Genomic DNA, 19312 nt, shown 5'->3' with positions numbered 1-19312 from the left:
CCCGTATGGTCGTGACGTGGCGGGCCGCCGCCCTGATGGGGCTCGGCGTGATCCCCGTGCTCCTGCTCCCGGCGAACGGGACGGTGCTGGTGTGGGCGACGGTGGTGGTCCTGGCCTGCCTCGCGGACGTCGTGCTGGCGGCGTCGCCGCGGCGCGTCGCGGTGCAGCGCCGGGTACCCGGCTCGGTGCGCCTGCGCTCCGAGGCCGTCAGCGAGCTCGTGGTCCGCAATGTCTCCGGCCGGCGGCTGCGCGCCGTCGTCCGGGACGCGTGGGGGCCGTCGGCGGGCGCGGGCCCGGGCCGGGGGACCGGCGAGCGGGTGCGGCCGGCGTCGGGCGGCTCCGGCCGGCACCACGTCGACCTGCCCGACGGCGAGGCCGCGCGCCTGCCCACCACGCTCGTGCCGACGCGGCGCGGCGACCGGGCAGCCGGCGGCGTGACGATCCGCAGCCTGGGTCCGCTGGGCCTGGCCGGCCGTCAGGTGACCCTGCCGGTACCGGGCCGCCTGCGCGTGCTGCCGGAGTTCGCCAGCCGCAAGCACCTGCCCTCCCGCCTGGCGCGGCTGCGGGAGATGGACGGCCGCGCCGCGGTGCAGATCCGTGGCGAGGGCACGGAGTTCGACTCGCTGCGCGAGTACGTGGTGGGCGACGACGTCCGCTCGATCGACTGGCGTGCCACCGCGCGGCGGCGCGAGGTCGTGGTGCGCACCTGGCGCCCCGAGCGGGACCGGCGCGTGCTGATCGTGCTGGACACGGGGCGCACGTCCGCCGCCCGGGTGGGCGCCGCGGACTCCACCGGGGCCCCGCGCCTGGACGCCAGCATCGAGGCGGCCCTGCTGCTCGCGGCGCTGGCGGGGCACGCGGGCGACCGGGTCGAGCTCGTCGCGTTCGACCGCACCGTGCGCTCGCGCGTGGCAGGGGCGGCCGGGCCGCGGCTCATGCCCGCGATGGCCGAGTCGCTGGCCACGGTGGAGCCCGCGCTCCTGGAGACGGACTGGCCCGGCGTGGTCACCCAGGTGCGGACCCGCATGACACAGCGTGCGCTCGTGGTGCTGCTGACCACCCTGGACCCCGCGGCCGTCGAGAACGGCCTCCTGCCCGTGGTGGACCAGCTCGCCCGTGACCACACCGTCGTCGTCGCCTCCGTGGCGGACGAGGAGGTGGCACGGCTGCGTGCCGGCCGCGAGACCGTGGCCGAGGTCTACGACGCCGCGGCCGCGGCTCGCGGTGACCTGGAGCGGACCGCGGTGACCACGATGCTGCGCCGCTACGGCGCGGACGTGGTGGAGGCGCTGCCCGACGACCTGGCACCGCGCCTGGCCGACGAGTACCTGGCCCTGAAGGCGGCGGGCAGACTCTAGCCCGCTAGACGCCCAAGTGGCGGAGCACCGCCAGGACACGGCGGTGGTCCGCGGCGTCCTGCGGCAGGTCGAGCTTGGTGAAGATGGCTGCCACGTTCTTCTCCACCGCCCCGTAGGACAGGTGGAGCAGGTCCGCGATCGCCCCGTTCGACCGGCCCTGCGCCATCAGCCCCAGCACCTCGCGCTCGCGGGCCGACAGGCGGTCCAGCCCGTCGTCCTGCCGGGCGGAGCCCATGAGCTGGGAGACCACCTCGGGGTCGAGCACCGTCGCGCCGCGGGCCACCCGGCCGAGCGCGTCGACGAAGTCGCGCACGTCGGCCACCCGGTCCTTGAGCAGGTAGCCGACGCCGCGCGCGTCGCCGGCCAGCAGCCGGCTCGCGTACCGGGTCTCCACGTACTGCGAGAAGAGCAGGACGGGCAGGTCCGGGTGCCGGCCGCGCAGGCCGAGCACCGCCCGCAGCCCTTCGTCGGTGAAGCTCGGCGGCATGCGGATGTCCGCCACGACGACGTCGGGCAGGGACCCCTCGCGGGCGAGCCGGGCGATCTCGCCCTCCAGCGCCGCACCGTCGCCGACCGCGGTCACGGCGTGGCCGCGGCGCGTCAGGAGGGCGGCGAGGCCGTCGCGGAGGATCGCCGAGTCCTCGGCCAGCACCACCCGCAGGCCCGGCGACGGGTCGTCCGGCCTGGTCATGCGGGTTCCGACGGGCTGGTGGCGCTCGGCAGGGTCACGGTCACCACCGTAGGCCCGCCGACCGGGCTGGACAGGTCGAACGTGCCGTCCACCGAGCGCACCCGCTCGGCCAGGCCGGCCAGGCCGGAGCGCAGGCCCGAACCGTCGGGCGGCACCACGCGCGCGCCGCCGCGCCCGTCGTCGCGCACCCGGATGCGCACCATGCCGCCGACGGACTCGACCAGCACGTACACCCCGGCGGCCCGGGCGTGCTTGGCGGCGTTGGTGACGAGCTCGGCGACGCTGAAGTAGGCGATCGACTCCACGGCCGGCGCCAGGCGGCCGTGGGCCTCGACGCCGGCGTCGACGTCGACCGTGACCGGCAGGGGCGAGCGCGCCGCGAGGGTCTCGAGCGCGACGGTCAGGCCGCTGTCGAGCGCCGGCGGGTGGATGCCGCGGGCGAGCTCGCGCAGCTCGGTCAGCGCCTCCTTGGTCGAGGTGTGGGCGGTCTCCACGAGCTCGGCCGCCTGGGTCACGTCGCCGCCGTCGGCCAGGTGCTCGCGCGCCTCGCCGAGCTGCATCGCCACGGCGACCAGGCGGGCCTGCGTGCCGTCGTGCAGGTCCCGCTCGATGCTGCGCAGGCGGGCGTCGGCGTCGTCCACGGTGCCGGTGCGCGACCGCTCCAGCTCCGCGACCCGCAGGCTCGCTCGCGTGGGGCTCAGCAGCCCGGCGGTCAGCACACGGAACAGCAGCGTGAACGCCCGGGTGATCCAGGGCCAGCAGAACAGGAGCACGAGACCGGCCAGCGCGGCCAGCGCGATGCGCGGGGGCGTGTCCACGAAGTACCCCGGGCCGAACTGCGCCCCGCGGTGCAGCTCACCGTCGGTGCCGAGCTGCTCGGGCAGGAACCGGTACCAGATGCCGTAGGTGAGCGCGCCCAGGCCGGTGGCCAGGAACGTGACGCTGACGACGAAGGACAGGACGGACAGCGGGAAGGTGACGACCATGAACAGCAGCGCCCGCCAGCCCGTGGCGTCACCGATCAGGGAACCGACGGTGCGCCAGAACCCGCGCGGTCGCACGTACGGCGCGGGCGCCTGGACGTCGACGTCGAGCAGGTCGCGGGCCAGGCCACGGTAGGCGCCGCCCCAGCCGCGCCCGCCGAGCACCACGCCGCCCGACACGACCAGGCCGACCACCGTGACGGCGATGCCCGCCGTGAGGCTCACCGCGAACACCGCGTAGGTGAAGGCGAAGGGGGCGAGGAGCAGCACGAGGGCGAGATAGCCCTGCTCGCGCCAGGTGCGGCTCGCGAACGGGGCCGTGAGGAAGCCCGGTTCCCGGTGCCCGGCGCGCCGGGTCGCGGTGCCGGCCGCGGGCCGGTCGATGGTCATGGTCGTCATGGTGCCAGGTTCGCCCCGGCGGGGGTGCTCGGACCATGGTGCCGGCCGCCCGGTCCGGGCGGGGGTTGTCCCCCCTGCCGCCGGCCGGGTGCGGGTCCGCCGCACCGGGAGTGGTGCGTCCGACACGGGTGAACCTGGTGCCGCCGGACGCCGGAGACCGGCTTTGCTGGACCGGCCTGGCACACTGGAGGGCATGAAGGTACGAGTTCTCGTCGTCGACGACGACACAGCGCTGGCCGAGATGATCGGCATCGTCCTCAAGGGTGAGGGTATCGAGGCCATCTTCTGTGCCGACGGCGACTCCGCGCTGGGGATGTTCCGCACCCACCAGCCCGACCTCGTGCTGCTCGACCTCATGCTGCCGGGCAAGGACGGCGTGCAGGTGTGCCGCGAGATCCGCGCCGAGTCCGGCGTGCCGATCATCATGCTCACGGCCAAGTCCGACACGCTCGACGTCGTCGTGGGCCTGGAGTCGGGCGCCGACGACTACGTCTCCAAGCCCTTCAAGCCCAAGGAGCTCGTGGCCCGGATCAAGGCCCGGCTGCGCCGCAGCGAGGACCCGGGACCGGAGCGCCTGGTGGTGGGTGACGTCGAGATCGACGTCACCGGCCACACCGTGACGCGCGGGGGCGAGCGCATCGCGCTCACCCCGCTCGAGTTCGACCTGCTCGTGGCGCTGGCGCGCAAGCCCTGGCAGGTGTTCACGCGCGAGGTGCTGCTGGAGCGGGTCTGGGGCTACCGGCACAGCGCCGACACGCGCCTGGTCAACGTCCACGTCCAGCGCCTGCGCTCCAAGATCGAGCGCGACCCGGAGAACCCGGAGATCGTGCTCACGGTGCGCGGCGTCGGCTACAAGGCGGGCGCTACCCGCTGATGCGCTCCGGCCTGGCCGCGCGGTTGCGCCGGGTGGTCGCACGGGCCCGGGTGGTCACGGTCCGCGGCACCCGCCGGGCGGTCGCGCAGTGGCGCTCCTCGCTGCAGCTCCGGGTGGTCGCCACGGCGCTCACCATCGGCCTGGCCGCGATCGTGGTGCTGGGCCTGTACCTGTCGACGTCGGTCCGGGACGGCATCTACGAACAGCGGATCGCGGCGATCGACCGCGAGACCGCGGCCCTGACGGCACAGGTGTCGGAGAACTTCTCGACCGCGTCGACGACGTCGGGGGGCGAGCTGCAGACGCTGCTGCTCGACACGATCGCGACGCTCACCGTCACGAGCGGGTCCACGGCGGAGGACTACTTCCTGCTGCAGGCGCCGGGCGGCACCGCACAGGTGTCGGACGTGGCCTCCCGGGGGGACCTGACCGACGTGGTGATCAGCGACGAGCTGCGCCAGGCGAACGTCGCCTCCGAGGACGACCAGGTGCTCCAGGCCGTGGCCATCCCTGCGCCGGACGGCACGAACGAGGTGCGTCCCGGCGTCATCGTGGGTTCGACGGTCCAGGCCTCGCCGGACGCCACCTTCGAGATCTACTACCTCTACTCCATGGAGCCGGAGCAGGAGACGCTGTCGTTCGTGCACCGCGTGCTGCTCGCGGGCGGGTTCGGCATGCTGGCGCTGCTCGGCGTGGTGACCTGGACCATGGCGCGCCAGACGGTCACGCCGGTGACCCGGGCCGCCACCGTGGCCGAGCGTCTCGCCGAGGGGCACCTGTCCGAGCGGATGCCGGGGGCCCGCGGTACCGACGAGATGGCGAGCCTCGCGCGCTCGTTCAACGAGATGGCGGAGAGCCTGCAGGACCAGATCCGGCGCATGGAGGAGCTGTCCGCCATGCAGCGCCGTTTCGTGTCCGACGTGTCGCACGAGCTGCGCACCCCGCTGACCACCATCCGCATGGCCAGCGAGATCATCCACGAGTCCCGCGACCAGCTCGACGAGGACGCCGCCCGCTCGGCCGAGCTGCTGCTGGGCCAGATCGACCGGTTCGAGTCCCTCCTGTCGGACCTCCTGGAGATCAGCCGCTTCGACGCGGGCGCCGCCGTGCTGGACGCCGAGCGCCGCGACCTGCGTGACCTTGTCATGTCGGTGGTGGAGCAGGCGTCGCCGCTGGCGGAGACGAAGGACGTACGGGTCTCCGTGCGCCTGCCCGACGCCGACGCGGCCGCCGACTTCGACCCGCGCCGCATCGAGCGCATCCTGCGCAACCTCGTGGTCAACGCGATCGAGCACGCCGAGGAGCGCCCGGTCGAGGTGACCGTGGCGGAGGACGACCGGTCGGTCGCCGTCGTGGTGCGCGACTACGGCGTCGGCATGACCAAGCAGGAGGTGGAGCACGTGTTCGACCGGTTCTGGCGCGCCGACCCGGCGCGGGCCCGCACCACCGGTGGGTCCGGCCTGGGGCTGGCGATCGCCCTGGAGGACGCCCACCTGCACGCCGGACGCCTCGACGCCTGGGGCCGGCCGGGGCAGGGTGCGAGCTTCCGCCTCACGCTGCCACGCAGCGCCGGGGTGCAGATCGGCGAGCCGCCGATCACGCTCGCGCCTGCCTCGCACGAGCCGGGCGCCCGGACCGGGCAGGTCCCGGTGGTGCGCCCGCCCACGGGCCCGACGCCGACGGCGATCCCGGACCTGTCCGGTGACCCGGCGGCGTCGTCCGACCGTTCGCCCGACCGGCCGACCGACCGGCCGACCGACCGGCCGACCGACGTGGAGGTGCACTGATGCGCCGTGCGGTCCGCGCCGCTCTCGGCGCCGTCGTCGTGCTGGCCACCGTCACCGGTATCGGGGCCTGTGCGCGGATCCCGACGTCCGGCCCCGTGCTGGAGGGCAACGCGGACGTCGACACGCAGGTGGACATCGCGATGCTGCCGCAGGGCCCGACCCCGGGCGCGGACCCGCAGACGATCGTGTCCGGGTTCCTGGGCGCCGCGGCGGCCGCCGCGACGTCCCCGAAGGAGTTCCAGACCGCCCGTGAGTTCCTCACGGAGGACGTCTCCGTGACCTGGGACGCGGAGGCGGCCGTGCGGGTGGTCCGCGAGGCGCCGCTGGCGCAGCTCACCGATCCCGGCGTGGAGATCGAGGGCGCGGACACCGTCGAGGTGGTGGTGCGCGCGACCACCATCGCCACCGTCGACAGCGTGGGGACCTACACGGAGGTGGGCGACCCGCGCGAGCTCGGCTACCGGTTCACCCTGGTCCGGGTCGGCGACCAGTGGCGCATCTCCGTCCTGGACGACGGCGTGATCGTGCCCGCCAACCTGTTCGCGAACCAGTACCGGGCGACCCGGCTGTACTTCCCTGCCGCCACGGACGCGAAGAGCTTCGTACCCGACCTGCGCTGGTTCCCGCGGCGTCAGTGGCGCAGCGTGGCGGTGCAGCAGGTGCTGGCCGGTCCGCCCGAGTGGCTGCAGGGCGCCACGCAGTCCCTCGTGCCCGAGGGCACCCAGCTCAGCTCGGCGTCGGTCCGGGAGTCCGACGGCGAGGAGGCCGTCGCGGTCCGGCTCAGCGAGCAGGTCAGCGCGGCCCCGGCGACGGACCGGGCGATCATCGCGGCGCAGCTGTCGGCGACCTTCTCCGAGGGCGCCGGCCGGACCGTGCCCGTGGACCTGTACAGCGGCACCAACCGCCTCGCGGTCGACGCGGCCGACGTGACCGTGCCCGGCACCGCCGGCCAGGCCCTGGCCGTGCAGGACGGCGAGATCAAGCTGGTGACCGACGGGGTGCTGGAGACGTACGAGACGACGGCGGACCTGTCCGCCGTCGGCGACCCGACGGCGTTCGCGGTCAGCCCCGCGGGCTCGCCGATCGTCGTGCGCGACGGCACGGACCGGATCGTGAGCCTCGGCGACGAGGGGGCCGTGGAGATGTTCGAGGGAGGCGACCTGGCGGCGCCGTCCGTCGACACGTTCGGCTACGTCTGGACCAGCGGCAGCACGGGCGCGCTGCGCGTGCGCGACGAGGAGACGGACGAGTTCTCCCTGAAGCCCGACTGGCTCGCCGGCCGCAAGGTCATCAGCGTCTCGGTGGCGCCGGAGGGGTCGCGGGTGGCGGTCGTGAGCGAGGCGCCGTCGGGTACGCAGGTGCACGTGGCGGGCATCGTCCGCGACGAGGCCGACAAGCCGGTCAGCCTCACGCCGCGGCTGTCCGTCGCGGCGCCCGTGGACGACATCGAGGAGGCCCGCTGGTCCGGGAGCACGACGCTCGCGCTCCTCACGCGGGCCGCGGACGGCACGTCCGGCGTCTGGACGGCGGGGGTCGGCGGGCTGGCCGGGACGGGTGGTGCGGCCCGGCAGCTCACGGGGCTCGCCGACGTCGAGCAGCTCGCGGCCGGTGTGACGGACCAGGGGATCCTGGTGATCACCGAGGGCGGCCACCTGGAGCACGAGGAGACAGGCGTCTGGCAGCCCTTCGCCGAGGACGTCGACCTCGTCGCCTACCCCGGCTGACCGGGCCCGACCGACGCGGCGGAACCCGGGTGGGCTCCGCCGCGTCCGGGGATCACGTCAGGTCGGTGACCGGGGCGGCGCCGCAGGGGTTGTCGAGCTGGATCACGCCGAACGTCCAGCCCTTGCGCTTGTAGAGCACCGACGGACGGGACGTCTCCTTGTCGATGAACAGGTAGAAGTCGTGCCCGACCATCTCCATCTCGTAGACGGCGTCGTCGAGCGTCATCGGGTCGGCGTGGTGCAGCTTCTGCCGGATCACCACGGGGGAGTCGCCGATGGTGGTCTCCACGGAGTCGCCGGGCTCGGACAGCGCGGCGGGGGCCGAGATCTGGGGCTCGGGCTCGCTGCCGGACTCGTCGGTGAGGATCTCGTCGAGCGGCCGGACGTCCACGGGTGCGAGCACCTTGTTGTTCCGGTGGTCCTTGCGCCGGTCACGGGCGCGGCGCAGCCGCTCGTTCAGCTTGTCGATGGCGAGGTCCAGCGCGCCGAAGCGGTCGTCCGCCGCGGCCTCCGCGCGGATCACCGGACCCTTGGCGCGCAGCGTGAGCTCCACACGTTCCCGGTTCTCGGACAGCCGGGGGTTGTTCTCGTGCGTGATCTCCACGTCGACCCGACGTACGTAAGGAGAGAGCAGCTCTACCTTCGCGAGCTTCTCCTCGACGTGCTGGCGGAACCGGTCCGCCACCTCCGTGTGCCTGCCGACAACGACAATCTCCATGTGCGTCACTCCGCTCCGGGAATCTGGGCCACACCGTCCCTTGCCGGCGGCGTGCACCCGTCTCTACTCGATGTGGCACCCCTGCTGCCGGGTGCCGGGCACGAACCACCTCCCCGTCGCGCGAGCCCTGCCGACGTCGCCGGGGCTCGGATCTTGCCGTGGAACGTTCAGGCTAACTCTCTCTCCTGGGTAACGACAGCCCCAACCATCAGTGAACAACCTGAGAGTTCTCTGTCAGACTTTCAGGTTCGGCACAGGCTCCGGATGCGCGCCGGACGCCGGTTCCGGCCGGTTCCCGCGGCGGTCGCCCGGGGCCGGCGTCGCAGCCAGCACAGTTGCTCCGAGCACGTCGTGCCCGCACCGTTCCAGCGTGCGTTCGACGGCGGCGAGGGTGGCCCCGGTCGTCAGGACGTCGTCCACGAGGAGGCACATGGCCCCTCGTCCCAGGGAGCGCGCCCCACGTCTCGTCATGCGGACGCCGCGCTCCAGGTTGCGGCCGCGTGCCCGGGCCCCCAGCCCCACCTGGTCCCGTCCCCGTCCCCGGCGCACGAGGGCGGGCACCAGCACCGCGGGCACGCCGCCGTCCCGCAGGCCGCGGGCCACCGCCCGGGCCAGGACGGCGACGGGCTCGCGGCCCCGGGCCCGGCGTGCGGCCGCGGTCGAGGGCACGGGCACGACGGCGACCGGGCCCGCGGGCGGGTCGCCCGGCAGCCCGGCGAGCGCGGGCGCGAGCGCCGGCCCGAGGCGTGCGGCGGCCCGCCGCAGGGCGGGTGCGAGGAGCCCGTCCAGGTCGGCCCGCCCCCGGTCCTTCCAGTGCACGACGACGTCGCGCACCGGCCCCGTGTACGCGGTGAGGGCCCAGACGGGTACGGGGGCGACGCCGTCCAGCCGGTCGAGCCGTGGTGCGCCCCGCTCCACCCGGCGGGGCGCGCCGGACAGGAGGGCGGCGCAGCGCGCGCACCATCGCACGTCGGGCTCGCCGCACGGGCAGGCGACGGGCAGCAGCAGACGGGCGAGCTCGCGGACGGGGCGCATCCCACCACCCTGCCCGCCGGCGCCGGGGGGCGCCGCCTGTCCACAGCCGTCGCCGGGGAGTGTCAGTGGTGCCGGGCAGGATGGGGGTGTGGAACCGATCTCGTTGTCACTCGACCAGGCCCGGCGTATCGCCGTCGCCGCGCAGGGGCTGCACCGTGCGCGCACCGACGGGCCACGCACCATGCGGCACGTGCAGGGCGTGATCGACCGGCTCGGCCTGCTCCAGATCGACTCGGTGAACGTCCTCGCGCGGGCGCACCTGCTACCGCTGTTCGCCCGGCTGGGACCGTACGACACCGACCTGCTGGACCGGGCGACGGCGTCGGGCCGGTACAGCCGCCGCACGAGCCGGGCGGCGGCCGCGGACCGCCGCCTCGTCGAGAGCTGGGCGCACGTCGCGGCCTACGTCCCGCCCGGGGTCTGGCCGCTGCTGGCCTTCCGCCGCCGGTGGTTCGCGCAGGAGTACGACTGGGGCGAGCTCGACGGCGTACGGCTGCCCGACGCGCCGCAGGTGGCCGAGGTGCGGGCCCTGGTGGCCGCAGAGGGCCCGGTGTCGGCCTCGCAGATCCACGACCGGTTCGTGTCCGAGGGGCGCTCCGTGCGCCGCAAGCGGGGCTCGTGGTGGGACTGGAGCACGGAGAAGCGCGTGGTCGAGCACCTCTTCTTCACGGGTGAGGTGGTCTCCGCGGGGCGCAACGCCCAGTTCGAGCGGCTCTACGACCTGCCGGAGCGGGTCCTGCCGGCGTCGGCCCTGGGGGAGGTGCCCGAGGCCGAGGCCAAGCGCACCCTGCTGGAGCTCGGCGCGCGGGCCCAGGGGATCGGCACCGCCCGGGCGATCAAGGACTACTACCGGCTGAAGGGGCCCGTCGCGGACCAGGCCCTGGCCGACCTCGTGGCCGACGGCGTGCTGGTGCCCGCGCGGGTGGCGGGCGGCACCGAGCGGTGGTTCCTGCACCGGGACGCCGCACGGCCCCGGCGGGCCACGGGGCAGGCGCTCCTGGCGCCGTTCGACCCGCTCGTGTGGGAGCGCGCGCGCCTGGAGCGGCTGTTCGGCATGCGGTACCGGATCGGCATCTACACACCGGCGGCCCAGCGCGTCGACGGGTACTACGTGCTGCCGTTCCTGGAGGACTCCCGGCTCACCGCCCGGGTCGACCTCAAGGCGGACCGCGCGGCCGGCGTGCTGCGGGTGCAGTCGGCGCACGCCGAACCGGAGCTCACCGCCGCCACCCCGGACCGGCTGGCGCACGAGCTGCGCGCGATGGCCCGGTGGCTGGGCCTGGAGGGGGTGTCGGTCGAGGCCAAGGGCACTCTTTCACCCGCGCTGCGGGCGGCCGTGACGACTCCCTGAAACACGCGACAACTAAACTCTGGTCATGGGGACCGCTGCGATCTTCCTGGTGGCCACGGTCGCGGCCGGGCTGGGCGCGGTGCTGCTCCGGCTGCCGCCGCTGGTCGGCTTCCTGGTGGCCGGGTTCGCCCTGCACGCGGCGGGTCTTGAGGCCCCGGGGTACCTCGAGACCATCGCAGACCTGGGTGTCACGCTGCTCCTGTTCGGCATCGGGCTCAAGCTCGACGTCAAGACGCTCCTGCGCAAGGACGTCTGGTTCACTACCGTGGCGCACCTGCTGGTCAGTATCGCCATCGCGGTCGGGTTCCTCGGCCTGCTCGGCGTGATCGGGTTCTCGATGCTCGCGGGTGAGGGCCTGGGGGTCCTCGCGCTGCTCGGGCTGGCGCTGTCGTTCTCCTCGACCGTGTTCGTGGTCAAGGTGCTGGACGGCCGGTCCGACCAGTCCGCGCTCTACGGCCGGATCGCGATCGGCGTGCTGGTCATGCAGGACCTGATCGCCGTCGTCTTCCTCTCGGTGGCCTCCGACCACCCGCCGAGCCCGTGGGCGCTCGCCCTGGTGCTGCTCGTCCCCGGGGCCTGGCTGCTGCGCAGGATCTGGTCGCGGGTGGGCCACGGCGAGCTCCAGGCGCTGTTCGGCGTCGCGGTCGCGCTCGGTCCCGGGTACGCGCTGTTCGACGCGGTCGGGCTCAAGGGTGACCTCGGCGCGCTCGTGCTGGGCATGCTCCTGGCCGGCCACCCGGCGGCCACCGAGCTCTCCCGCAACCTGTTCACCGTCAAGGAACTGCTGCTGGTCGGCTTCTTCGTCTCGATCGGCTTCTCCGGGCAGCTCACCTGGCAGGCCGGGATGATCGGCCTGCTCCTTCTGCTCATGCTGCCGCTGCAGGCGATCGTGACGGCGGTGCTGCTGCGGCTGATGCGGCTGCGCAAGCGCACGGCGATCCTGGCCGGGCTGGTCCTGGCCAACTACTCCGAGTTCGGCCTGATCGTCGTGGCGGTCGGCTCGGAGTCCGGCCTCCTGCAGGACGAGTGGCTCGTCGTGCTCGCGGTGGCCGTCGCCGCGAGCTTCGTGCTGTCCTCGGCCGTCAACACCCGCGGCAACGAGCTCGCGACGGCGCTCGCCCGGCGTTTCCCGTCCAAGCCCAACGAGTGGTTGCACCGCGAGGAACGGCTCATCGACGTCTCCGGCGCGGAGGCGCTGGTGCTCGGCATGGGCCGGGTGGGGCGCGGTGCGGTGCGCCAGCTCCGGCAGGACTACGGCATGAACGTGGTGGGCGTCGAGCACGACCCGGCGCGCGTGGCCGTGCTGCGCACCGAGGGCTTCACGGTGGTGCAGGCGGACGCGACGGACATCGAGTTCTGGGGCCGGGTCCGCAGCGCGGGTGCCGTGCGGCTCGCGATCCTCGCCATGCCGTTCCACGCGGCCAACCTCATCGCCCTGTCCCAGCTCCGGGCGAGCGGCTTCGAGGGCACGGTGGCCGCGGTCGCCCGGTACGACGACGACGCGGCCGAGCTCGCGCGGCACGGCGCCGACGCGGTGTTCCTCCTGTACGGCACCGCCGGACAGGCGCTGGCCGACGAGGCCGCCGAGGCGGCGCTCGGCTACGTCGCGGCCGAACGGATGCGCGACGCACAGGCCGAACGCCGGGTGACGGCCACGGGGGCCCCGCGCACCGCGGCGGGCGCCGGGGGCAGGGCACACGGCCCGGACCACGAGCCGGCCACCGAGCAGGTGACCGGCACGACCTGAGCCCGCACGACCTGAGCCCGCACGACCTGAGCCCGCCCGTCGGATCAGGCGTCGTCCGCGGGGCGTCCGCCAGGCCGGGCGTCGTCGTAGACGAGCAGGGCCGGGTCCACCTTGCCGGTGCGCAGGCCCGCCCGGCCCACCATGTGCGCGGCCACGGGCGAGGTGAGCAGCTGGAACACCGCCACCAGCACGAGCATGCTCGCCGACCCGGTGTCCCGCAGCCGCAGCGCGACCCCCGCCAGGAGCAGCAGCAGGCCCAGGACCTGCGGTTTGGCCACCACGTGCAGGCGGGACAGCAGGCTGTCGAACCGCACGACACCCATCCCCGCGGAGAACGAGAAGAAGGCACCCAGCAGCAGGCAGACGGCGGCCAGGGCATCGGTCACGACGGTCATGGCGTCTTCTCCTGCTGGTCGGGGTGGTCGCGGTCCGTGTGGTCCTTCTTGGGCGGCTCGACGGCGGCGAACCGGGAGATGGCCACGGAGCCGATGAACCCGACCATCGACAGCACCACCAGGATCGGCACGGACTCGGTGCGGCGGGACAGCGCGGCCTCGACCGCGACCGCGCCGACGAGCGCCGTCGTCAGCACGTCGAACGCCACCGTGCGGTCGAGCATCGAGGGTCCGCGCTCCATCCGGACGACGGCGAGCAGCGCCGCCCCGGCGAGCAGGACCGTGGCCACCACGGCGACGGCGATCATCATCGCTCTCCTCCCAGGGCCAGGCGGGCCAGCTCGTCGCCGGGGGCGAAGGCGAGGAGCAGCCGCTCCTCCAGGGCCTGCGTCTCCTGCCGGACGGCGTCCGGCCCGCCCGACCGTTCGAGGTCGAGCACGTGCAGCCGCAGCGTGCCGCGGTCCCGGTCCAGGTCGACCACCACGGTGCCGGGCACCATGGACGACAGCCCGGCGGTGGTCGCGACGAACAGCTCCGAGGTCGCGCGGAGCGGGACGGTCACGAGCCCGCCACGCGGCGTCGGGCCCGGTGCGACCGCCCGCCAGGCCACCTGGAAGGAGGCGACCACGAGGTCCGCGACGAACCGGCCCGCCAGCCGAGCCAGCGGGCCCGGCCGGACGGTCGCCGACGTACCCACCGGGGGCAGGGGGAGAGCGACGGCCACCAGTGCGCCGAGCACGGCGCCGGACAGCAGGTTCGCCCAGGACAGGTCGCCCCACAGGAGCACCCAGAGCACGGCGCCGACGGCCGACGTGGGCCACGTCCTGCGCAGGCGCCGCGCCCAGCGGCGCCGCGGCCCCTCGGTGCCGGGGGCGGCCTGCGCCGCGGCGGCCTGGTCCGTACCGGTCATGTTCGTACCGGTCATGTTCGTACCGGTCATGGTGCGCCCTCCTCGACGTGGTCCCGCACCTCGTTGGACTCGCCCGTGCCCCGGGGCGCCCCGTCGGGGAACACCGACTCGACGTACGTGCGACCGTCCATGGCCGTCTCGGCCGCCCGTTCCGCGTAGTCGTAGAGGGGCCCCGCCAGCACGGTGAGGCTCACGCCCACGGTGACCAGGGCCGCGGTCGGGCCGACCATGCCCCAGGGCAGGGGGGCCGCCGTCGGCAGGCTCTCCTTGTCGGGGCACGGCTGCCAGAACGCCTTGTTCCAGGCCCGGATCACCGCGTAGAGGGTCAGCAGGGACGTGACCACCGAACCGATCACCAGGGCCCAGGCGAGCACCGAGCCGTCCACCACGCCCGCCTCCAGGAGCCCGACCTTGCCCAGGAACCCGGACAGCGGCGGGATGCCGGCGAGATTCATCGCGGGCACGAAGAACAGGATCGCCAGGCCGGGCGCCATCGTGGCCAGCCCGCCCAGCCGTTCCAGCGACGTGGTGCCGCTGCGCCGTTCGATCAGCCCCACGACCAGGAACAGCGCGGTCTGCACGGTGATGTGGTGCACCACGTAGAAGATGGCCGCGGCGGTGCTCGCCTGGGTGGCGAGCGCCACGCCGAAGATCATGTAGCCGATATGGCTGACCAGCGTGAACGACAGGAGACGTTTGACGTCGTCCTGTGCCACGGCGCCCAGGATCCCGACGAGCATCGTGGCGAGCGCCAGCACCAGGAGCACCGCCTCCAGCTTCTCGTTCTGCGGGAACAGCACGGTCTGCGTGCGCAGGATGGCGTAGACGCCCACCTTCGTGAGCAGGCCCGCGAAGACGGCGGTGACCGGAGCGGGCGCCGTCGGGTAGGAGTCGGGGAGCCAGGCCGACAGCGGGAAGATGGCCGCCTTGATGCCGAAGGCGAGCAGCAGCAGCGCCTGGATGCCCAGCCGCACCCCCGGGTCGACGTCGGGCAGTCGCTCGGCGAGCTGGGCCATGTTCACGGTCCCGGTCGACGCGTAGACCAGGCCGACCGCGAGCAGGAAGACGATCGAGCTGAGCAGGGCGACGACCACGTAGACGCTGCCCGCGCGGATCCGCTCGCTGGTGCCGCCGAGCGTGAGCAGCACGTAGGAGGCGGCCAGCAGGATCTCGAAGCCCACGTAGAGGTTGAACAGGTCGCCGGCCAGGAAGGCGTCCGCCACGCCCGCCGCCAGGATCAGGAACGTCGGGTGGAAGATCGCGACCGGCAGGACGTCGCGGCGCCCCGACTCGTCGGCGTCCGCGTCCTGTGCCTCCAGGGTGCGGCGCAGCGCCTCGGCACCCTTGGCGGCGGGCGCCGTGCGGTCGTTGCCGTCGGCGATGCCCTGCGCCATCGAGTACAGCAGCACGCAGAGCAGCATGATGCTGCTGACCAGCAGCATCAGTGCGGCCAGCGGGTCGGCCACCAGGTTGACGCCCACCGGTGCGGCCCAGCCGCCGAGGTCGTTGACGACAGGGCCGTCCTGGGCCGCGACCACCAGGCCCGCGGCGGCAGCCGCGGCCACCGACAGGGCCACCACGGAGATGATCCGCTGGGCACGTTCGTGCCGGTGCAGGGCGAGCGCCAGGCCCGCGGCGAACAGCGGCACCAGCACGGGGAGCGGTACGAGGGTCTGCACGGTCCACAGGTTCATGCGTCGTCACCTCCGCGAGGCCGCGGGTCGGTCACCGGGTCGGGCAGGGCGACCTCGTCGCGGGCCGTCACCGCCTCGTCGTCCAGCGTCGCGGCGGGCTCGTCGGCGTCGCTGTCCGCGTAGGACGGTGCGTCCTGGACCGCGAGCCGCGCGATACGGGTGTCCTCCAGGTCGTCCTGGACCTCGTCGTGGCCGTGGAGCTGCCAGGACCGGTACGCCATCGCCAGGACGAAGGCGACCAGGGCGAGGGTGATGACGATCGACGTCAGGATCATCGCCTGTGCCAGGGGGTCGCTCATGGGCTCGGTGGTGACACCGGTGATGGGCGGCGCACCCGCGCGCCCGCCGGCCAGCAGGAGCGCGAGGTTGGCCCCGTTGCCCAGCAGCACGAACCCGAGCAGCACGCGCGTGAGCGACCGCTCCAGCAGCAGGTAGACCCCGGCGGCGACCAGCACGCCGACGGCCACCAGGAGCGTCCCGGAGGGGACGTTGTCGAGCACGATCATGCGTCCTCCTCTCCCGTCCGCGAACGGGACCCGGCTCGGGACCCTGCCCGGGAACCGGACCGGGTGCCCGCGACGGCGAACGGCACGCGCTCGCGGGCTCCGCGGGCCGAGAACGGTTCGGCCTGCCGGTCCAGCTCGGCCCCGAAGGAGCGCAGGATGTCGATGACCAGGCCGACGACCACGAGGAACACTCCGATGTCGAAGAACAGGCTGGTGACCAGGTGCACGTCGCCCAGCACCGGCAGGTGCAGGTCGAGGATCGTGCTCTCGAGCGCGGCCTGGCCGGCGAGCAGCGCGACCAGCCCGACGCCGGCCGACAGGAACAGCCCGGTGCCGAGCACGAGGCCGGGGTGCACGGGCGCCGCCTCGCCGAGCTCGTACCGGCCGCCGGCCAGGTAGCGGACCACCAGCGCGAGGCCGGCCACCAGCCCGGCGGCGAACCCGCCGCCAGGAGCGTTGTGCCCGCTGAACAGCAGGAACAGCGCGAACAGGATCATCGGGTAGAACAGCAGGCGGGTGACCACCTCGAACATCACCGACCGTGCGCCGGGGTCCAGGGTCGGCCCCGCGACCAGCCAGGTGCCCGGCCGCGTCTGCCGGGAGCGGGACCGCCCCGTCGGGTCGGCCGGCTCGTCGCCTCCCGGGTCGAGCCGCAGCACGTCGCCGCTGCGCTGGCGCAGGAAGACGAGGGACGCGACGCCCGTGGCGGCCACCAGCAGCACCGAGATCTCGCCCACGGTGTCCCAGGCGCGGATGTCGACGAGCGTCACGTTGACGACGTTGTGCCCGCCGCCGAACGTCTCGGCCTCCCCGGGGAAGTCGACCGAGATCGGCCCGTGCACGCGCACCAGCGGGGCCGCGGCGACGAACGCCATGACCACCAGGCCCGTGAGCACGCCGATCGCGAGCCGGACCCAGCGGCTGGCCGCCAGCGGCCGGTCCGAGAAGTGGGGTGGCAGGCGGCGGAGCACCAGCACCATCACGACGACCGTCACCGTCTCGCACAGGACCTGGGTGAGGGCCAGGTCGGGTGCGCCGTGCAGCAGGAACAGCGCGGCGTTCCCGTAGCCCGCGACCCCGGCGAGGAAGACCGCCTTGAGCCGGCGCCGGGCCCGGGCCGTCAGCACGGCGGCCACCACGATCACGAGCACGACGGCGACCTGGGCGGGACTGTCCCACGGCACGATCGCGAAGGGGCCCAGCCGGAGCACGTCGGCGCGGTCGGCGGTGAGCGCCGCGCCGGGAAGGGCGTCCGCGCCGCTCGCGCCGACCAGGCCCGTGGCCAGGGCGACCCCGGGACCGACCGCCAGGACCACCAGGATGACGCCGAGGTAGAAGGGCAGGGAGCCGCGCTGGGTGCCCGCGGTGACGTCGCTGGCGAGCCGGTCCAGCTTGCGCATGATGCGCCGGTACACGACGTCGGCGCCGTCGGGGAACCAGAGCGCCGCCTGCAGCCGCTCGACGCGGTCGCGCTGCCAGAACGCGAGGGCGCCCACGGCGAGCACCGCGACGGTGAGCGCCAGAACGGGCGTGAACCCGTCCCAGAGCGTGAGGTGGCCGGGGTCGCCCGAGGGGTAGGTGTCGGCGTGCCGGCCCAGCAGGTCCTGGCCGACCTGGGGCACCAGCGCCACGGCGAGGCCACCGAGGGCGAGGACCAGCGGCGGGGCCACCATCCAGAACGGCTGCGGGTGCACGGTCGTCGGTGCGCCGTCGTCGTCCGGGGTGCCGGGCGGGCCGTGCGTGCTCGCTGCGGGCAGCCGCGGCTTGAAGGCGCCCCAGAGGAAGCGGAGCCCGTAGGCGACGGTGAGCGCGGAGCCCACCGCGACCACGACGATCATGACGGTGCTCAGCGGATCGCCGTCGTGCGCCCAGGCCGCCAGCGCGGCCTCCTTGGCGACATAGCCGGCGAAGGGCGGCAGACCGATCATCGACGCCGTCGCGAGCGTCGCGGCCAGCGCGGTCACCGGGAGCCGGCGGGCGACGCCGGCGAGCTTGCGCAGGTCGCGGGTGCCGGTGGCGGCGTCGACCACGCCGACCACCAGGAACAGGGAGGCCTTGAACAGCGCGTGCGCGCCGAGCAGGGCGAGCCCGGCGAGCGCGGTGGCGCGGGTGCCGTAGCCGAGCAGCATGGTCAGCAGGCCGAGCTGCGAGACGGTGCCGAACGCCAGGACCAGCTTGAGGTCGTGCTGGCGCAGCGCCCGGTACCCGCCCAGCAGGAGCGTGGCGCCGCCCAGCACGAGCACGACCACACGCCAGGCCGGCAGGTCGGAGAACGCCGGCGCGAAGCGGGCGATCAGGTAGATGCCCGCCTTCACCATCGCAGCGGCGTGCAGGTAGGCGGAGACGGGGGTGGGGGCGGCCATCGCGGCGGGCAGCCAGAAGTGCGTCGGCACGAGCGCGGACTTGGTGGCGGCACCGGCCAGCAGGCAGACCACGGCCACGGTGACGGCGGGGCCCGACGGCGGGTCGGCCACGACGGCGGAGACGCTCCAGGTGCCCGCGGTCACGCCGAGCACGACCACGCCGACCAGCATGGCCAGACCCCCGGCGGTGGTGACGACGATGGCCTGCATGGCGGCCCGGCGGGACGAGGTGCGGTCCGCGTAGTGGCCGATCAGCAGGTAGGAGAAGACGGTGGTGAGCTCCCAGAACACGAAGAGCAGGAGCATGTCGTCGGCGACGACGAGGCCCGCCATCGAGCCGGCGAAGGCCACGAGGAACCCGCCGAACCGGCCCAGGCCGCGGGCCTCGCGGGAGAAGTAGGCGCCGCAGTAGAGCATCACCAGCGCGCCGACGCCGCCCACCACCAGGAGCATGACCCACGACAGCAGGTCCAGCCGGAGGTCGATGCCGATGCCGAGCGCGGGGATCCACGGCACGTGCTCGGTGGGGACGTCGCCGTCCAGCACGGCACGGGTCCGGGACAGGGCGTAGAGGGCGGCTGCCGCAGGGCCGAGGGCGAGCACCCAGAAGGCGCGCCGGCCCAGGGCTGCGACGAGTGCGGGGGCGGCGAGAGCCAGGGCCCCGTGGGCAAGCAGTACGAGGAGCACGTCCGTACCGTCCTGTCAGGGTTCGCGGGCGCCGGCCGTCGTGGCCTTGCCGGGGCGGAACCCCGAGGGAGAGCACGGTGCGGCCTGCCC

General features: G+C 74.2%; 16 protein-coding genes. 6 read left to right on the top strand and 10 right to left on the bottom strand.

Annotation, left to right across the window (positions count from 1 at the left end):
- Nucleotides 1-5: 5 nt before the first annotated feature.
- Complete coding sequence (locus ACIG47_RS20365) at nucleotides 6-1358, top strand: DUF58 domain-containing protein (protein ID WP_397432910.1); 1353 nt, start codon at nucleotides 6-8, stop codon at nucleotides 1356-1358.
- Nucleotides 1359-1362: 4 nt separating this feature from the next.
- Here ACIG47_RS20365 and ACIG47_RS20360 read toward each other — a convergent pair whose 3' ends face one another.
- Together ACIG47_RS20360 and ACIG47_RS20355 are read right to left on the bottom strand one after the other, a co-directional pair.
- Nucleotides 1363-2049, bottom strand: coding sequence for a response regulator (locus ACIG47_RS20360; protein WP_397432908.1), 687 nt, complete (start codon nucleotides 2047-2049; stop codon nucleotides 1363-1365).
- The gene (locus ACIG47_RS20355; protein WP_397432907.1) at nucleotides 2046-3431 is read right to left on the bottom strand and encodes a sensor histidine kinase; all 1386 of its coding nucleotides are present in this window, start codon (nucleotides 3429-3431) and stop codon (nucleotides 2046-2048) included. Before ACIG47_RS20355 ends, ACIG47_RS20360 begins: the two co-directional genes overlap by 4 nt.
- A gap of 193 nt (nucleotides 3432-3624) precedes the next feature.
- Here ACIG47_RS20355 and mtrA point away from each other — a divergent pair, with 193 nt between their 5' ends.
- Genes mtrA through ACIG47_RS20340 form a run of 3 tightly spaced genes read left to right on the top strand, consistent with a single transcriptional unit; the run spans nucleotide 3625 to nucleotide 7816 of the window.
- Entirely contained in the window at nucleotides 3625-4305 is a 681-nt protein-coding gene (gene mtrA, locus ACIG47_RS20350) for an MtrAB system response regulator MtrA (protein ID WP_171103320.1), read from the top strand.
- Nucleotides 4305-6092, top strand: coding sequence for an MtrAB system histidine kinase MtrB (gene mtrB, locus ACIG47_RS20345; protein WP_397432906.1), 1788 nt, complete (start codon nucleotides 4305-4307; stop codon nucleotides 6090-6092). Before mtrA ends, mtrB begins: the two co-directional genes overlap by 1 nt.
- Nucleotides 6092-7816, top strand: coding sequence for an LpqB family beta-propeller domain-containing protein (locus ACIG47_RS20340; RefSeq protein WP_397432904.1), 1725 nt, complete (start codon nucleotides 6092-6094; stop codon nucleotides 7814-7816). The genes mtrB and ACIG47_RS20340 overlap by 1 nt, the downstream gene beginning before the upstream one ends.
- A 52-nt stretch (nucleotides 7817-7868) precedes the next feature.
- Here the strand turns inward: ACIG47_RS20340 and hpf are convergent, their stop codons facing one another.
- Both hpf and ACIG47_RS20330 read right to left on the bottom strand, forming a co-directional pair.
- Nucleotides 7869-8534 carry a ribosome hibernation-promoting factor, HPF/YfiA family gene (gene hpf / locus ACIG47_RS20335; RefSeq protein WP_397414920.1) on the bottom strand — a complete coding sequence of 222 codons (666 nt, stop codon included), beginning with the start codon at nucleotides 8532-8534 and terminating at the stop codon, nucleotides 7869-7871.
- 234 nt (nucleotides 8535-8768) lie between these two features.
- Nucleotides 8769-9569 carry a ComF family protein gene (locus ACIG47_RS20330; protein ID WP_397432903.1) on the bottom strand — a complete coding sequence of 267 codons (801 nt, stop codon included), beginning with the start codon at nucleotides 9567-9569 and terminating at the stop codon, nucleotides 8769-8771.
- Nucleotides 9570-9657: 88 nt separating this feature from the next.
- Here ACIG47_RS20330 and ACIG47_RS20325 point away from each other — a divergent pair, with 88 nt between their 5' ends.
- Together ACIG47_RS20325 and ACIG47_RS20320 are read left to right on the top strand one after the other, a co-directional pair.
- A complete protein-coding gene (locus ACIG47_RS20325; protein WP_397432902.1) occupies nucleotides 9658-10920 on the top strand; it encodes a winged helix-turn-helix domain-containing protein in 1263 nt (420 codons plus the stop codon).
- Between the two features lie 25 nt (nucleotides 10921-10945).
- Nucleotides 10946-12667, top strand: coding sequence for a cation:proton antiporter (locus ACIG47_RS20320; RefSeq protein ID WP_397432901.1), 1722 nt, complete (start codon nucleotides 10946-10948; stop codon nucleotides 12665-12667).
- A 44-nt stretch (nucleotides 12668-12711) separates the two neighbouring features.
- Here the strand turns inward: ACIG47_RS20320 and mnhG are convergent, their stop codons facing one another.
- Genes mnhG through ACIG47_RS20290 form a run of 6 tightly spaced genes read right to left on the bottom strand, consistent with a single transcriptional unit; the run spans nucleotide 12712 to nucleotide 19222 of the window.
- On the bottom strand, nucleotides 12712-13062 hold the full coding sequence (mnhG, locus tag ACIG47_RS20315) for a monovalent cation/H(+) antiporter subunit G (protein ID WP_397414929.1): 351 nt from the start codon (nucleotides 13060-13062) through the stop codon (nucleotides 12712-12714).
- A complete protein-coding gene (locus ACIG47_RS20310) occupies nucleotides 13059-13373 on the bottom strand; it encodes a monovalent cation/H+ antiporter complex subunit F (RefSeq protein ID WP_397414932.1) in 315 nt (104 codons plus the stop codon). The genes mnhG and ACIG47_RS20310 overlap by 4 nt, the downstream gene beginning before the upstream one ends.
- Nucleotides 13370-14002, bottom strand: coding sequence for a Na+/H+ antiporter subunit E (locus ACIG47_RS20305; protein ID WP_397432900.1), 633 nt, complete (start codon nucleotides 14000-14002; stop codon nucleotides 13370-13372). The genes ACIG47_RS20310 and ACIG47_RS20305 overlap by 4 nt, the downstream gene beginning before the upstream one ends.
- Nucleotides 13999-15666, bottom strand: a complete 1668-nt coding sequence (locus ACIG47_RS20300; protein WP_397432899.1) for a Na+/H+ antiporter subunit D — start codon at nucleotides 15664-15666, stop codon at nucleotides 13999-14001. Before ACIG47_RS20300 ends, ACIG47_RS20305 begins: the two co-directional genes overlap by 4 nt.
- Nucleotides 15663-16172 (bottom strand): Na(+)/H(+) antiporter subunit C, encoded by a 510-nt coding sequence (locus ACIG47_RS20295; RefSeq protein ID WP_397414939.1) that lies wholly within the window; start codon nucleotides 16170-16172, stop codon nucleotides 15663-15665. The genes ACIG47_RS20300 and ACIG47_RS20295 overlap by 4 nt, the downstream gene beginning before the upstream one ends.
- Nucleotides 16169-19222, bottom strand: a complete 3054-nt coding sequence (locus ACIG47_RS20290) for a Na+/H+ antiporter subunit A (protein ID WP_397432898.1) — start codon at nucleotides 19220-19222, stop codon at nucleotides 16169-16171. The genes ACIG47_RS20295 and ACIG47_RS20290 overlap by 4 nt, the downstream gene beginning before the upstream one ends.
- Nucleotides 19223-19312: the final 90 nt, after the last annotated feature.

The organism is Promicromonospora sp. NPDC052451 (assembly GCF_044547525.1).
Lineage (GTDB): Bacteria > Actinomycetota > Actinomycetes > Actinomycetales > Cellulomonadaceae > Promicromonospora.
This window is presented reverse-complemented; position numbering and strand designations above follow the sequence as displayed.